General features: G+C 60.8%; 19 protein-coding genes. 7 read left to right on the forward strand and 12 right to left on the reverse strand.

Going from position 1 to position 14836, the window contains the following annotated elements; all coding sequences use genetic code 11:
- On the forward strand, positions 1 to 188 hold a 188-nt coding region (locus H6B15_RS14445), incomplete at its 5' end, for a hypothetical protein (protein ID WP_204648710.1).
- Between the two features lie 39 nt (positions 189 to 227).
- Positions 228 to 1100, forward strand: coding sequence for a YitT family protein (locus H6B15_RS14450; protein WP_204648711.1), 873 nt, complete (start codon positions 228 to 230; stop codon positions 1098 to 1100).
- A gap of 71 nt (positions 1101 to 1171) precedes the next feature.
- Here H6B15_RS14450 and H6B15_RS14455 read toward each other — a convergent pair whose 3' ends face one another.
- The 3 genes from H6B15_RS14455 to H6B15_RS14465 are packed head-to-tail and all read right to left on the reverse strand — an operon-like array spanning position 1172 to position 3073.
- Positions 1172 to 2161 carry a glycosyltransferase gene (locus H6B15_RS14455; RefSeq protein ID WP_204648712.1) on the reverse strand — a complete coding sequence of 330 codons (990 nt, stop codon included), beginning with the start codon at positions 2159 to 2161 and terminating at the stop codon, positions 1172 to 1174.
- 24 nt (positions 2162 to 2185) lie between these two features.
- Positions 2186 to 2620, reverse strand: coding sequence for a zinc ribbon domain-containing protein (locus tag H6B15_RS14460; RefSeq protein WP_204648713.1), 435 nt, complete (start codon positions 2618 to 2620; stop codon positions 2186 to 2188).
- Positions 2621 to 2644: 24 nt separating this feature from the next.
- Entirely contained in the window at positions 2645 to 3073 is a 429-nt protein-coding gene (locus H6B15_RS14465; RefSeq protein WP_204648714.1) for an Lrp/AsnC family transcriptional regulator, read from the reverse strand.
- 340 nt (positions 3074 to 3413) lie between these two features.
- Here H6B15_RS14465 and H6B15_RS14470 point away from each other — a divergent pair, with 340 nt between their 5' ends.
- Together H6B15_RS14470 and H6B15_RS14475 are read left to right on the forward strand one after the other, a co-directional pair.
- Positions 3414 to 3974 (forward strand): TIGR01440 family protein, encoded by a 561-nt coding sequence (locus tag H6B15_RS14470; protein ID WP_204648715.1) that lies wholly within the window; start codon positions 3414 to 3416, stop codon positions 3972 to 3974.
- A gap of 4 nt (positions 3975 to 3978) precedes the next feature.
- Positions 3979 to 4695 carry a YggS family pyridoxal phosphate-dependent enzyme gene (locus tag H6B15_RS14475; RefSeq protein ID WP_207751544.1) on the forward strand — a complete coding sequence of 239 codons (717 nt, stop codon included), beginning with the start codon at positions 3979 to 3981 and terminating at the stop codon, positions 4693 to 4695.
- A 61-nt stretch (positions 4696 to 4756) separates the two neighbouring features.
- On the opposite strand, the gene H6B15_RS14480 is transcribed toward H6B15_RS14475, so the two are convergent.
- From H6B15_RS14480 to tsaE, 6 genes are all read right to left on the reverse strand, one after another.
- The gene (locus H6B15_RS14480; protein ID WP_204648716.1) at positions 4757 to 5341 is read right to left on the reverse strand and encodes a pentapeptide repeat-containing protein; all 585 of its coding nucleotides are present in this window, start codon (positions 5339 to 5341) and stop codon (positions 4757 to 4759) included.
- The gene (locus H6B15_RS14485) at positions 5341 to 6195 is read right to left on the reverse strand and encodes an AAA family ATPase (RefSeq protein WP_204648717.1); all 855 of its coding nucleotides are present in this window, start codon (positions 6193 to 6195) and stop codon (positions 5341 to 5343) included. Before H6B15_RS14485 ends, H6B15_RS14480 begins: the two co-directional genes overlap by 1 nt.
- Positions 6196 to 6281: 86 nt before the next feature.
- Positions 6282 to 6911 carry a uracil phosphoribosyltransferase gene (upp, locus tag H6B15_RS14490; protein ID WP_204648718.1) on the reverse strand — a complete coding sequence of 210 codons (630 nt, stop codon included), beginning with the start codon at positions 6909 to 6911 and terminating at the stop codon, positions 6282 to 6284.
- 60 nt (positions 6912 to 6971) lie between these two features.
- Positions 6972 to 7433 carry a ribose 5-phosphate isomerase B gene (rpiB, locus tag H6B15_RS14495; protein ID WP_204648719.1) on the reverse strand — a complete coding sequence of 154 codons (462 nt, stop codon included), beginning with the start codon at positions 7431 to 7433 and terminating at the stop codon, positions 6972 to 6974.
- 19 nt (positions 7434 to 7452) lie between these two features.
- On the reverse strand, positions 7453 to 8157 hold the full coding sequence (gene tsaB / locus H6B15_RS14500; protein ID WP_204648720.1) for a tRNA (adenosine(37)-N6)-threonylcarbamoyltransferase complex dimerization subunit type 1 TsaB: 705 nt from the start codon (positions 8155 to 8157) through the stop codon (positions 7453 to 7455).
- A gap of 12 nt (positions 8158 to 8169) precedes the next feature.
- Positions 8170 to 8592, reverse strand: a complete 423-nt coding sequence (gene tsaE / locus H6B15_RS14505; RefSeq protein ID WP_204648721.1) for a tRNA (adenosine(37)-N6)-threonylcarbamoyltransferase complex ATPase subunit type 1 TsaE — start codon at positions 8590 to 8592, stop codon at positions 8170 to 8172.
- Positions 8593 to 8789: 197 nt separating this feature from the next.
- Between tsaE and H6B15_RS14510 the strand changes: the two genes are divergently transcribed.
- Positions 8790 to 9956, forward strand: coding sequence for an FtsW/RodA/SpoVE family cell cycle protein (locus tag H6B15_RS14510; RefSeq protein WP_204648722.1), 1167 nt, complete (start codon positions 8790 to 8792; stop codon positions 9954 to 9956).
- 54 nt (positions 9957 to 10010) lie between these two features.
- Here the strand turns inward: H6B15_RS14510 and H6B15_RS14515 are convergent, their stop codons facing one another.
- From H6B15_RS14515 to H6B15_RS14525, 3 genes are all read right to left on the reverse strand, one after another.
- Positions 10011 to 10238, reverse strand: a complete 228-nt coding sequence (locus H6B15_RS14515; RefSeq protein ID WP_243424437.1) for a DUF378 domain-containing protein — start codon at positions 10236 to 10238, stop codon at positions 10011 to 10013.
- Between the two features lie 66 nt (positions 10239 to 10304).
- On the reverse strand, positions 10305 to 11672 hold the full coding sequence (locus H6B15_RS14520; protein WP_204648724.1) for a PFL family protein: 1368 nt from the start codon (positions 11670 to 11672) through the stop codon (positions 10305 to 10307).
- An 18-nt stretch (positions 11673 to 11690) separates the two neighbouring features.
- Positions 11691 to 11960, reverse strand: a complete 270-nt coding sequence (locus tag H6B15_RS14525; protein WP_204648725.1) for an ACT domain-containing protein — start codon at positions 11958 to 11960, stop codon at positions 11691 to 11693.
- 218 nt (positions 11961 to 12178) lie between these two features.
- Here H6B15_RS14525 and H6B15_RS14530 point away from each other — a divergent pair, with 218 nt between their 5' ends.
- Together H6B15_RS14530 and H6B15_RS14535 are read left to right on the forward strand one after the other, a co-directional pair.
- Positions 12179 to 13570: a Sapep family Mn(2+)-dependent dipeptidase gene (locus tag H6B15_RS14530; RefSeq protein WP_204648726.1), complete on the forward strand. Its 1392-nt coding sequence runs from the start codon at positions 12179 to 12181 to the stop codon at positions 13568 to 13570.
- Between the two features lie 222 nt (positions 13571 to 13792).
- On the forward strand, positions 13793 to 14836 hold a 1044-nt coding region (locus H6B15_RS14535), incomplete at its 3' end, for an SGNH/GDSL hydrolase family protein (protein WP_204648727.1).

Consider the following 14836-nt stretch of genomic DNA (forward strand, 5'->3'; position numbering starts at 1 on the left):
CCCCCAAACCCACCCCTGACCCTGAAACCCTGGAACAGCAGGAAGAGATGCGCCAGACCAGCAGCATGCTGCCGTTGTACATCGGCATCGGCGTGGTTCTGGTGGGCGGTGTGACCGCCGCCGTGCTGGTGCTGCGCAGCCGCATAGAAAACGGAAACAACCGCACCTATCGCCGCCGCAAAAAGTAATTTCCCCGAAAAGAAACGCAAAGAGACAGAGAGGAACCTATGACCCAAAAACGCCTGAAACACCTTTTTCTTGAAACACTCGGCTGCTTTATCTCGGCCCTGGGCATGTACAGCTTTGCCGTGGCCGCCCAGGTACCCATCACCGGCGTCGCCGGTATAGGTGCCATCCTGTACCACCTGTTCGGCCTGCCCATCGGTATTTCCAACATCCTGCTCAACATTCCCATCATCCTGTTTTGCTACAAGCTTCTGGGGCGGGATTTCTTCCTGCGCAGTGTCTGGTGCATGATCATGTTCGCTGTCTTTTCCGACTGGGTCCTGCCCATGCTGCCGGTGTATACCGGTGACCGCATGCTGGCGGCCATCTGCGGCGGCGTGATCAGCGGCATCGGCGATGCCCTGATTTACATGCAGAATTCCAGCACCGGCGGCATGGACTTCATCACCATGGCGGTCAAGGTCAAGCACCCCCACATGCCGTTCGGCAACCTGACCTTCGGCGCGGCGCTCACGGTCATCCTGGCCAACGGCCTGGTCTTCCGGGATGTGGATACCATCATCTACGGCCTGATCCTCAACTTCCTGACCTCCTACATCATCAACTGGATGATGTTCGGCTTCAACTCCTGCATGCTGGCCATGATCGTCACCGACGACGGTCCGGCCGTCTGCGACGCCATTGTGCGCACCGTGGACCGGGGGTCCACCCTGCTCAAGGCTTACGGCGGCTATAAGGGCGATCCCCGGGACGTGGTGCTGTGCGCCTGCAGCAGCAAGCAGCTGTATGAGATCGAACACGAAATCAAGAAGATCGATCCCAACAGCTTCACCATTATGCTGCAGGCCAACGAGGTCCAGGGCGAGGGCTTCCGCCGTCTGGTCCTGGGCAACACCGACAAAACCGAACGCTGACCATCCGATACAACAAAACAGCCCGCCCTCCGCAGCGTTTGCACTGCGGAGGGCGGGCCTTTTTATGGGGGTCAGGTGATTTTCAGCGCACGCTGTACCCGGTATACGATATATTGGAACAGCCCCACAATCAGACTGCATTCCACCCAGATGTAGTTGGGCAGGTTGCGCCAGTAAAACCGGGGTTTGTTCAGTTTGGGCAGGGCCACTCTGGCTTCGGCAAATCCCTTGGCGTAATCGCCCCCAAAGCCCCGCAGCCGGAACATGAGCACCTTCAGAAGATACCCCAGCACCAGCGGCAGAATGTTCACAAGAATCATCAGCGCCGGCATGTTCTTGTAGGGCAGCAGAATGCTGTTGCGCCCGCTCTGGATGCTCTTGAAGGGATTGTAGCGCACCGCCCCGGTGGTGGCGCCGCAGATGTGGCGGCAGCGGGCGGTGGGGCAGTAGACGTTTTTGTAGCCGAAGTTGTTGGCGCGCCAGCTCAGGTCCACGTCCTCGTAATAGGCAAAGAACAGTTCGTCGAACACGCCGATTTCGTCCAGGATGGATTTGCGGTACAGGGCCGCCCCGCCGCAGGCCGAAAACACCCGGCAGGGCTTTTGGTAGCGGCTGGCCTTCAATCCGTCGCCCCGTTTGCAGGCAAAGCCCAGCAGGGTCACATAATCCCCGGCATCGTCGGCCAGCTCCGGCTCGTAGTAGCGCAGCATCAGGCTGGACACCGCAAAAATGCGGGGGTCGGCGTCCGCCGTGCGGATCAGTTCCGCCAGCCAGTCCGGTTCGGCAAAGGCGTCGTTGTTGAACAGGACCATATATTCCCCTTTGCCGATGGCAATGCCCTGGTTCACCGCATGGGAAAATCCGGTGTTGGTCTTGTTCTCAATCAGGGTATAACGGTCCCGGCCCCGGTAGCTGCGGGCAATTTCCAGGCTCTCGTCGGTGGACCCGTTGTCAATCACAATCAGCTCAAAATCCTGCTCGGTCTGTGCCCAGACGGACTCGATGGAATCCCGCAGCCATCCGGCCCCGTTCAGGTTGGGGATGATGACACTCGCTTTCACAAAAGCACCTCTTTACTGGTTTTCTCAGAAGTAGTACGGATAATACACCATCCGGTAGGCGATGTTGCTCATGATGGCCGAAAATACCAGCGCCGCCACCAGCAGCAGGGCGGAGAAGATCACCGTGCGGATCAGATACGCCTGGGCCAGGCGGTGGCGTTCGGGACGCACCCGATCGCTGACGGACCAGATCAGCATGAAGATCAGCCCCACCACCGGCACGGCAAACAGAAGCAGGGAACCGAAGTATCCCGCCAGTCCCATGGGCCCCCGTTTTTTGGGGGCCGCGGCCTGGTAGCGCGGCCCTTCGGTGGGAGCGGCGGACGGTTGGGGCGCCGTGGAGGCATACAGCGGCTGATCGGCCGGTGCGGACGACTGGGGGGCAGGGGTGCCGCACCGGGGGCAAACGGTCTGATGGGCGGGCAGCAGCAGCCCGCAGTGCTTGCAGAACAGTAACACAGGACAGGATCTCCTTCCGTTGTTTCAGGGGTTCAGCTGGCGGTCCAGCTGGGTGGCCAGAATGATCTGGGTATTGGTGGTGCCCAGCTGCTGCAGCTTGGTCAGCAGGTGTTCCAGCTCCTCAATGCCCGCGCAGCTGACCTTGACCGTAAAGTTGTACACGCCGGTGACCCGGTAACACTGCAGCACATCGGGTTCGCTCTGCACCAGGGACAAAAATTCGTCCCGGGCATCGGGGACTGTCTGCACCGAGACCAGCGCCTGTACCCGGTTGGGCTCGTCCGGCCGGTGGAGCAATACGGTATATCCGCCGATGACCCCCTCCTGCTCCAGGCGATGGATGCGGCTGGATACGGCGGGGCTGGTCAGGCTGATCTGCTGGGCGATCTCCTTGACGGGCATACGGGCATTTTTCTGCATCAGTTGGATGATTTTGCGGTCCAGTTCGTCCATATATGACCTCCTTGCGACGACATTTTGTTCAATACGCACAAAAAAATAATATGAAGAAAATAATGCTTGTGCAGAACAACTAGAAATGAAAACGACATCATTCGACGGTCGCCGCTGAATAAAGTAAAGCTTTTCTGGCATAATTATAATAAAATGAAAACAAAATTACAAGGTGTCCGTTTGACAATTGAGCCGAAAACTGTATAATAATAACCATAACAAAGACATTCACTGACCTTTATATACTTTCCCACCCCTCTATGCACAAAGGCCCGCTATCCAGCGGGCTTTTGTGTTATAGAGGTTTTGTGGTATAATCATACAAAAGGGGGATTGTATCATGACGCAAACCTTTGATCCGGCCGCCATCACGGCCCAGAGCCGCCAGGCGGCGGAAGAGCTGCTGGAGGCGGCCAGGCTTCGCCCCGGCGATGTCTTTGTGGTGGGCTGTTCCAGCAGCGAAATTGTGGGCGGACATATCGGCAAGGACAGCAGCATGGAGGCTGCGGCCGCCGTGCTGGCCGGTATTCTGCCGGTTATGCAGGAACACGGCCTGTACCTGGCCGCCCAGTGCTGCGAGCACCTGAACCGTGCCATTGTGGTGGAGCGGGAAGCCGCCGAAAAGTACGGCTACACCGAGGTCAACGCCATTCCGCAGCCCCATGCGGGGGGCAGCTGGGCCACCAACTGCTGGCAGAAATTCAACGATCCCGTTCTGGTGGAAGAAGTCCGCGCCGGTGCCGGCATCGACATCGGCGGTACCCTTATCGGGATGCACCTGCGCCGTGTGGCGGTGCCGGTACGGCTCAGCCTGAACAAGATCGGCTGTGCCAATATTTTGTGCGCACGTACCCGTCCGCCCTACATCGGCGGGTGTCGTGCAGTTTATCAGGAAAGGTGATCAGATGATCAGTCAGGAAATCGTAGCCCGTATGGCCGAAAATGTGGCCCGCATCCGCGAACAGATGGACCAGGCCGCCCGGGAAGCCGGGCGTGACCCTGCCGACATCCTTCTGTGTGCGGCCTGCAAGACCCGCACGGTGGAGGAAGTCCGCGCCAGTGCCGACCTGCCCATTGACATTTTCGGGGAAAATCATGTGCAGGAACTGGTGGAAAAGTATGATGCCGGTGCCTACAACGACAAGCCGGCCCATTTCATCGGCCACCTGCAGACCAACAAGGTCAACAAGGTGGTGGGGCGTGCAGCCCTGATCCAGAGTGTGGACAGTGTGCGCCTTTTGGACAAGATCGACCACGCGGCGGGTGCCGCCGGCATCAAGCAGGAAATCCTGGTGGAAGTGAACATCGGCGGAGAAGCTTCCAAGAGCGGTGTGGTAGGGGAGGCAGCCCTGTGGGATCTGCTGGACCAGGCCACCGCCCGGGATCATGTGGAGCTGCGGGGCCTGATGGCCATTCCCCCGGCCGACGCCACCGAAAGCCAGACCCGCGCCTTCTTTGCGGACATGCGCAAGCTACTGGACCACGCCCGGGAACAGTACGGCGTGGGGCTGACCATCCTTTCCATGGGCATGAGCGGGGACTTTATCGCCGCCATCAAGGAAGGTGCCAACATTGTGCGCATCGGCACCGCCATTTACGGCGCCCGGGATTACTCCAAATAAGCCTTTATCCAAACATAGAAAAGCGGCCCGGCCGGACAAGTTTGTCCAGCCGGGCCGTTGTTTATTCAATCTGGATGCCGCTGCTGTCCAGCAGCGCCACCACATCGGGAAAGCTGAACCGGGCCCCTTTCATGCGGTTGTCGGCGGGGTTGATGGCGTAGGCCTCCGCCATACGGAAATCCGCCTTCTGCAGATCGCAGCGGGTGAAGGCGGTGCGGCCCAGGGGGACGCCGTGAAATCCGGCGCCGGTGAGCTTGCAGTCGTCAAACACGCATTCCCGGAATTCGCACCCGGAAAAATCAAACCCGGCCAGGGCCATGCCGGAAAACTCGTTGTACTGGAACACGCAGTTTTTCAGTCTGGCAAAGGGCTGAACCAAGGCGCTGCGTCCCTGCAGTCCGCCCCAGGAGATGCCCCGGAAGGCACAGCCTTCCATGACGGCGTCCTTCATCAGGCAGAAGCTGAACACCACCGCCGAAAACTGGCACCGGACAAACCGACAGCCGGAAAAGGTGCAGTTCTGCACCCGGACCCCACTCCAGCGGCAGTTTTCAAAGGTACAGTCGATAAACTCGGTGTCCCGCAGTTCGGCACCGGGGGTAAAGGCGGTCAGGGTTTCGCCCTGCCGCCGGTTTTTGGCAGCCATCAGAATTCCTCCTCGTGTTCTTTGAAAAAGTCGTAATAAGCCCGTACGTTTTCCAGCTCGGTCCAACGGCGGGGTTGTACCGGATCGCTGTCCAGATCATAGACCCGGGCCCCGGGCATGGCCAGCAGGAAAGGGGAATGGGTAGCCAGCACGAACTGGCAGTTGTAGAACCGGGCGGATTCCTGCAAAAATTGGGCCAGCTCCATCTGCCGCCGGGGCGAAAGGCTGTTTTCCGGTTCGTCCAGCAGATACAGCGCTCCGCTGCGGATTTTCTCGGTGAAGAACAGAAAGGCACTTTCCCCGTTGGAGCGGGTGCGCACGTTGGGCATTACCCGCCGCCGGGCGTACCGAGACTGACTGGTACGCCGGGCCTCGGCCACCTGTTTCAGCCGGTCGTAATCTTCCAGGCTGCGCATCTGAAAATGGGCGTTGCGGGCCTCCTTGGCCTCGGCCAGCAGCTCGTCCCGCCGCCGGTCCACCCCCTCGTTGATGGCCCGCATGTCCAGCATGGTGTCGAACACGTCGTCGCTGGTCAGGATGCAGCTGTCCGGGGGCAGGGGATGAAGCAGATGGGGACTGCACAGCTGACAGTAGGGCTTGAAGAAGCTGGTGCCGTTGAAGGAAGCGCCCCGGCGCAGGCGCAGGGTTTCGGCCATCACGTTCAGCGCCGTGGTCTTGCCCGACCCGTTACCGCCGTACAGGATGGTGATGTCGGCCAGGTCCAGCTCGTGCAAGCCCCGCTGGGGAAAAATCTGGAAGGGGTAAAAGGAATCGTAGCAGGTCCGCTGAAACCCGACAAAGAATCGCCATTCCGCTTCCTCGGTGGCAAAATGAAAGCTGGAAAGATAAATCATGGCACACCTCGCCCGCGAAGATAAAAAGACCCGCGGCATGCCGGGGCACACCGCGGGAAGATACGGGTCCTGCCCGTGGGATTCAATTACTTGGTGCCGAAGATGCGGTCGCCGGCATCGCCCAGGCCGGGCACGATGTAGCCCTGGTTGTTGAGCTTTTCGTCCAGCGCACCCACATAGATGTCCACATCGGGATGGGCTTCATGCAGAGCGTTCAGGCCTTCGGGAGCAGCCAGCAGGCCGATGAACTTGATGTGCTTGGCACCGCGCTTCTTGATCTGGGTGATGGCATCCTTGGCGCTGCCGCCGGTGGCCAGCATGGGGTCCAGCACCAGCACTTCGCGCTCGGCGATGTCCTTGGGCAGCTTGCAGTAGTATTCCACAGGCTCCAGGGTTTCCTCGTTGCGGTACAGGCCGATGTGACCCACCTTGGCGGCGGGAATCAGGTTCAGCATGCCGTCCACCATGCCCAGGCCGGCGCGCAGGATGGGAACCAGCGCCAGCTTACGGCCGGCCAGCACCTTGGTACGTGCCAGAGCGATGGGGGTTTCGACCTCCACTTCCTCGGTGGGCAGGTCGCGGGTGGCTTCGTAGCAAAGCAGCATGGCCACTTCGCTGACCAGGTCGCGGAATTCCTTGGTGCCGGTGTTGCGGTCACGCAGCAGGCTGATCTTGTGCTGGATCAGGGGATGATCGACGATTTCAACAACGCTCATAGTGGTAGCTCCTTATTCGTGAATGATATGTTCAACTGCCCGGCAGTTCGGGGTACGGATTCAGCGCGTTTCCAGGGCCATGACCTTTTCCACGCGGCGGGTGTGGCGGCCGCCCTCAAAGGGGGTGTTCAGGAACAGATCCACAATGGCCAGGGCCAGGCCTTCGCCCACCACGCGGCCGCCCATGCACAGGGCGTTGGCGTCGTTGTGACGGCGGGTGAACTCGGCACTGAAGGTGTCGCTGCAGCAGCAGGCACGGATGCCGTGAATCTTGTTGGCGCAGATGGACATGCCCACGCCGGTGCCGCAGCACAGGATGGCCACCGAGCATTCGCCGGCAACCACCGCGTCACAGGCCGGAGCGGCCAGATCGGGGTAGTCGCAGCTTTCGGTGCTGTGGGTGCCAAAGTCGCGGTAAGCGATGCCCTGGCTTTCCAGGTGGGCCTTGATGGCTTCTTTCAGCGCAAAGCCGCCGTGGTCGGCAGCCAGCGCCACGGGGGCGGTGCAGTAATCCTTCGTCATACTTTCTGTACTCCTCTTTTTACACATCTTGGTGTGCCTGGGCTTCCCGTTCGGCCCGTTCCCGCTCCGCCTGGCTCAGCCGGTGGTAATCCGGCAGCAGTTGAGCAGGGGGCACGGCAAGCCCGCTTTCCCACATCCGGCGGGCAGCCAGTGCCACCCCCGCCCCGCGCAGCACGCGCAGAGCGGCCGGGCAGTCCAGCACGCCGTCGGCATTTCCAAACCTATTGTAGCACAACCCGGCGCCGTCGCCAACAAAAATCAACGGCTTTTTGCAGTGGGCCACAAATTTTTCCAGTGTTTCCACCGGGGCAGCGGTGTCCGGGGTCAGCCGTTCATGGCTGGCCAGATCAAATCCCGCCCAATATACCTGCCCCCGGCGGGCATCCAGGGCGCCCACCACGGTGCCTTCGCCGCTCATGCCGCAGGCCAGGGCTTCCAGGGTGGAAACGCCGGCGCAGGGAACGTTGCGGTCAAAGGCCATGCCTTTCACCGCCGAAAGCCCGATGCGCAGACCGGTAAAGCTGCCCGGTCCGGCGGTCACGCCGTACAGGTCAATGTCCTTGCAGCGCAGCCCGCAGGCTTTCAGGGCGGCATCCACCATGGGCAGCAGGGTCTCGCTGTGGGTCAGACCGGTGTTGGCGTTGCATTCGTACAAAAGGGTGTCGTCCCGCAGTACCGCCACGGCGGCGGTGCGCCCGGCGGTGTCAATGGCCAGAATGTTCATGGTGTCCTCCCTTTAAGCCGGGTCTTCGATGGTGATCCGGCGGGTGGTGTCGTCCAGACGCTCGATGTGGATGCGCATGGGATGCTCCAGCGCCAGAATGTCCGCGCAGTTTTCGCTCCATTCGGCGGCCACGATGGCGCCACTGTCCAGATAGTCGTAGAACCCGGCGGAAGCCAGATCGTTCTCGGTGTGGATACGGTACAGATCAAAGTGGGCCAGAGGCCGGGGACCGCGGTAATAGTTCACAATGGCAAAGGTGGGACTGGACACCGGGTCGGTGCAGCCCAGCCCTTCGGCCAGACCCTGACAGAAGGCGGTCTTGCCGGCGCCCAGACCGCCGGTGAAGGCAATCAGGGTTCCGGGGGCCAGGGTGGGGGCCAGCCGGCGCCCCAGGGCCACGGTTTCCTCGCGGCTGTGTGTCATATATTCCTGCATGGCGCGCATACTCCTTGTGGTGAAAACTCAGATCACTTCATTATACACCGTCTGGGGGTATTTGTAAAATTTTACCCTATTCCCGGCGGCATCTGGCGAAAAATGACCGTCTGCGCTATAATAGACCCAGTCGGAACCGTTTACACAAATCACAACGGCACCGCCTGCTTCCTGTATTTTCGGAAAGGAGTTCCCGTATGTTCACCCTTGCCCGCCGGTACCTGCGCCGTGCCGATTCCCTGTATCTTGCCCTGTGCCTGCTCTGCTCGGCCCTCAGCGTCCTTGTGCTGATGTCGGTGGAACACAGCCAGCTGGGCGGCGTATACAGCAAGGCGTCGGTGCAGGTGATTGCCAGCCTGCTGGGTCTGATGCTGGCTGTGATCGGCTCCACCGTGGATTACCGCGCCCTGGCCCATGCCTGGCCGCTGCATGCGGTGGTGACCTGGGGCATGGTGCTGCCTACCCTGTTTTTGCACAACGTCCGGGCCGGGTTCGTGGTCATCGGATACGACGCCGGCGGCACTTCCAACTACAGCTGGTACCGCATCGGCGGTATGACCTTTCAGCCCACCGAACTGGCCAAGATCAGCTTCATCCTCACCCTGGCCTGGCATCTGGACCGGGTGCGGGGCAAGGTCAACCGTCCCGTCAATCTGCTGCTTCTTCTGGTGCATGTGGCCCTGCCGGTGCTGGCCATCCACATCCAGGGGGATGACGGTACCGCCCTGATCTTTGCGGGCATCGGCATGGTCATGCTCTTTGCGGGCGGTCTCAGCATTCCGCTGGTTCTGGGCGGGCTGGCGGCGGCTGTGGCGGGGGGAACGGCTCTGCTTGTCACCCATCCCAACATTCTCAAGGGATACCAGTTCCAGCGGATTCTGGCGGTCCTCACCCCGGAAGATCCCGCTTTGTCCGACATCGCCTACCAGCAAAACAAAGCCGCCATGGCCATCGGAACCGGCGGGGTGACGGGACAGGGGCTGTTCCAGGACCAGAGCATCTTCATTCCCAACGCCTGGAACGATTTCATCTACAGCTACCTGGCCAACGCCATGGGCTTTGTGGGAGCAATGCTGGTGCTGATGCTGCTCTTCGGCATTATGGCACGCACCCTGCGAACCGCCACCCGCAGTGTGGACCTGCTGGGACGGCTGATCTGCACCGGTGTGTTTGCGGCACTGTTTTGGCAGTGTGTCATCAACATCGGCATGAACCTGCAGGTGCTGCCGGTCATCGGCATTACCCTGCCGTTCTTTTCGGCGGGCGGGTCCAGCGTGGTCATGGTTTATCTCAGCGTGGGCCTGGTCATGAGCGTGGGGCTGACTTCCCGCCGCAGCGCGGGACTGGCCGTGCATATCGAATAAAAAATCGCCCTGCCGGCAGTGGTCCGGCGGGGCGATTTTTTGGTCTGGCCGCGGTTACGGCGCGTGGGGTTCGGGACCGGCGCGGCGGGCTTCCGGTTCATGGTAGAACAGGGCCGGAATCAGCGCCAGGGAAGCCACGCCCACCACGATAAAGACGGTGCGGGCCAGCCAGTTCAGGCTGCCGCCCAGCAGCCAGCCGATGGCGTTCAGGCCCCAAATGCCGTACACGCCCCAGTTCAGGCCGCCGACGATCAAAAGCAGCAGCAGTACTTTGGAAAACATTGAACGAAACATGACAAAATCCCCTTTCCGCCCTTAGTTTGGACCGGAAAGGGGATTTTTATGCAATCAGTTTTTCAGAGCCTGCATGGGGGCGGGAATCCGTCCTCCGCGGTGGATCATCACCGCGGGGCTGAACTTGCTGATGGGCATGATGGGCGCATGGCCCAGCAGTCCGCCGAAATCCAGCACATCTCCGGCCTGGTGGCCGATGGCGGGAATGACGCGCACGGCGGTGGTCTTGCTGTTCACCATGCCGATGGCGGCCTCGTCGGCGATCAGGGCGCTGATGACCTCGGCGGGGGTATCGCCCGGGATGACCACCATGTCGATACCCACCGAGCAGACGGCGGTCATGGCTTCCAGCTTTTCCAGGGTCAGGCTGCCGCACTCGGCGGCCTTGATCATGCCGTCATCCTCCGACACCGGAATGAAGGCGCCGGACAGGCCGCCCACATGGTTGGAGGCCATGACGCCGCCCTTCTTGACGGCGTCGTTGAGCAGAGCCAGGCAGGCGGTGGTACCGCAGCAGCCGCAGCTTTCCAGGCCCATCTCTTCCAGGATGTTGGCCACACTGTCGCCGATGGCCGGGGTGGGGGCCAGGGACAGGTCGATGATACCGGCGGGCACACCCAGCCGCTCGCTGGCCAGATTGGCCACCAGCTGGCCCAGACGGGTGATCTTGAAGGCGGTGCGCTTGACCAGCTCCGCCACCTCGTCCATGGGGGCGTCCTTGGGCAGCTTGGCCAGGGCGGCGCGCACGGCGCCGGGGCCGGAAACACCCACGTGAATCTCACAGTCCGGCTCGCCGGGACCGTGGAAGGCACCGGCCATGAAGGGGTTGTCCTCCGGCGCGTTGCAGAAGACCACCAGCTTGGCATCGCCCATGCACATATTGTCCTTGGTCAGCTCGGCGGTTTGGCGGACCACCCGGCCCATCAGGGCCACTGCATCCATGTTGATGCCGGACTTGGTGGAACCCACGTTGATGCTGGAGCAGACCAGGTCGGTTTCGGCCAGGGCACGGGGAATGCTCTCAATCAGGCGGGTATCCCCGGCGGAAAAGCCCTTGTGTACCAGAGCGCCGTACCCGCCGATGAAGTTCACCCCCACCGTCTTGGCCGCGGCGTCCAGGGCCTTGGCGTATTCCACCGGGTCGGCGTCGGGGGCAGCGCCCAGCAGCATGGCGATGGGCGTCACGCTGATGCGCTTGTTCACGATGGGAATGCCGTATTCCTCCGAAATGCCGTTGACCACCTTCACCAGGTCCTTGGCGCGGGTGGTGATCTTGTTGTAAATCTTCTCGCAGGCTTTCTTGCCGTCTGGGTCGATGCAGTCCAGCAGGCTGATGCCCATGGTGACGGTGCGCACATCCAGATTCTCGGCGGTGAGCATCTCGATGGTTTCCATAATGTCGCCGCTGTTCAAAATTTTCATCTCTTGGCCGCCTTTCCCTTACACCTTGTGCATCGCGTCAAACACTTCCTGGCGCGTAAAGGTGACCTGCATGCCCATCTGTTCACCCAGAGCGGCAAAGTGCTCGCGCACGGCACCCGGTTCCACGGTGCAGGCGCTCAGATTGACCAGCATGATCATGCAAAACATGTTCTGCATGATGCTCTGGGTCACATCCTCGATGTTGATGTTCAGCTCGGCGCACACGGCGCTGACTTTGGCCACGACACCCACAGTGTCCTGCCCGATCACGGTGATGACAGCTTTCATGGTTAAGCACCTCTTTGTATGTTCGGGTTGTTGTTTAACCCTGCTATTATACCAGATATTTCAAGGTTTGAATATATTTTTTCTCCCTGCGGGGCAAAAATTGCGGCTGTCCGGCCGGTATGTGTGCAAAATGCGCCTGTTTGTGGTATAATGGCGCCGTACAAATCACAAAGGCCCGGCTGCGGCCGGGACCATTTGTCTGCATGGAGGGATATTGCATGAACGATCCGCGTTTTGCATCGATCGATGCCTTTGCCGAACAGAACCGGGACGCCATTCTGCGGGACATCACCCGTCTGGTGGCCGTGCCCAGTGTGGAGGGCGAACCCGCCCCCGGTGCGCCTTTCGGCACCGGCCCCCGGGCCGCCCTGGACAAGGCGCTGGAGATTGCCGCTGAGCTGGGCCTTGACACCCACAACGCCGAAGGCTACATCGGCTGGGCCGAAACCGGTCCCATTGCCGAGGAACAGAAGTACCTGGCCACCATCACCCACTGCGATGTGGTACCCGAGGGCAACGGCTGGGACGCCGACCCCTACACCGTGCGGGTGCGGGACGGCTGGCTGCTGGGCCGCGGCGTGGCCGACGACAAGGGCCCTGCCATCCTGACCCTGTACGCCCTGAAGTACCTCAAGGACAACGGCGTGCAGCTCAAGTACCCCGTGCGTGCCTTGCTGGGCGTGAACGAGGAAACCCGCATGGAGGACGTGGACTACTACGCCGAGCATTATGAGCAGCCCGCCTTCTGCTTCACCCCGGACGCCGAATTCCCGGTGTGCAACGGTGAAAAGGGCGGCTTCAACGGCGAGATCGTCTCCCCCGTGCTCAACGGTGTCATCCGCGACTTTGCAGGCGGTGTGGCCCACAACGCCGTGCCCGACCGTGCCTCCTGCGTGGTGGCGGTCCCGGCTGCTCGCCTCAAGGAAGGCACCGGCCTGACCTTCACCGAGGAAAACGGTCTGACCACCATCCACGCCGTGGGCAAGAGTGGCCATGCCGCCACGCCGGAAGGCACCGTCAACGCCATCAGCCTCATCGTCAACTGCCTGCTGGACAGCGGCGTCTGCAATGAGACCGAGACCGCTTACCTGCAGGTTCTGGCCAAGCTGCACGCCTCCACCGACGGCAGTGCCCTGGGTATTGCGGCGGACGACGGCCTGTTCACCCCGCTGACCATCATCGGCGGCACCATCGAGTACAAGGACGGCTGCCTGCGCCAGACCTTCGACTGCCGGTATCCCACCAACACCGACGCCGACAAGCTGACCGCCGCCATGCAGGCTGCCTGCGGCACCGCCGCCAAGCTGGAGAACACCACCAGCCGGGTGCCTTTCTATATCGATGCCGACAGCCCGGCCATCCAGACCCTGATCAGCACCTACAATGAGGTCACCGGCGAAAACCAGAAGCCTTTCACCATGGGCGGCGGCACCTACGCCCGTCACTTCCCCTACGCAGTAAGCTTCGGCCCCGAACACGCCGACATGGTCCTGCCGGAATTTGCCGGACCCATGCACGGTGCCAACGAGGGCGCCGAATTTGAAAAGCTCATCGAAGCGCTGAAAATCTATATCCTGGCTCTGCTGCGCCTGCAGGAAATCGAACTGTAATTTCCCCGGCGCCTGCCGCCGCCTGTGTTCTGCCGTACATCCGGCCGGAACGGACGGCGGCCTTTTCTTTGGCTGTGCGCAGGAACGTCCTTTTTTTGTGCAATTTATGTAAAAATACGCAAACCACTGGCATCTTGCCGCAAAAGGGTGTAAAATATAAAGGTTAATAATACAAAGACTGCCGCATACGCGCTTTGCCAACCCAAACAGGAAGGAAACGTTATGTCAAGCAAAGGAAAGAAGAAATCAAAACAGGGATTCTGGTCCCGGCTTACCAGTAAAGGCAAGATGTATTTTGTGCTGGCCGTTTGCTGCGCCATCATTTTTGTCACCGCGCTGGTGGCGTTTCTGGTGGTACATGGCCTGAGCACCCCCAAGGATGCCGCGGACAGCCAGCAGACCGAAGAGATGGTGGATGAGGAAGGGTACGACAAGGACCAGAACACCATCGACACCGCCAAATATACCTCCACCATTCTGGAAGAGTCGGAGGATGCGGGGCAGGAATACGTGGACGAAACCCTGTTCCTGGGCGATTCCAACACGGCGCGCATGTACCGCATGTTTGATTACTGCACCTACGACAACGCCATCGGCTCGGTGGGCATGTCGGCCCGGTCGCTGGCTACCTACGAATGTGTTAAGTTCCAGGGCATTTCCGGGTACAAGACCATGCCCGAAGCTGTGGCCATCATGCAGCCCCGGCGGGTGATCATCACCTTCGGCACCAACGACCTGAGCCCCTCCAACAGCACCGATAATTTCATCCAGAGCTATGAAAAGGGCATCAAGGCGGTGCAGGAAGCCTATCCCAGCGTGGACATCATCATCAATTCCATTCCGCCTTTGGGCAAGCAGCATTCCAATGAAAGCCTGACCCAGACCCAGGTGGACGAATACAACCAGGCCATTGTTCAGATGTGCCAGGATAACGACTGGAAGTTCCTCAACAGCGCCGAGGTACTCAAGGACTCCTCCACCGGCTTTGCCAAGAGCGGCTATGTGGAAAGCAGCGACGGCATCCACCTGACCCGCGCGGCCATGGATGCCCTGTTTACCTACATCCGCACCCACAGCTATATCACCGAGGACGACCGCCCGACCCTGACCGCTGTGCCGGAGCACATCGAGGACAAGGACGTCAGCGCCTCCACCGCGTCCACCGTGACCACCACCACGCCGTCTTCCAGCAGCACCATGCAGCAGGATGAGCCGGCCGAAACCGCAGAACCCACGCCCAGCCCCACCCCGGCGGTCACGGCTACC

Origin of the sequence: Gemmiger formicilis, assembly GCF_016900095.1 — a bacterium.
In the GTDB taxonomy this organism is placed as follows: Bacteria; Bacillota; Clostridia; order Oscillospirales; family Ruminococcaceae; genus Gemmiger; species Gemmiger formicilis_A.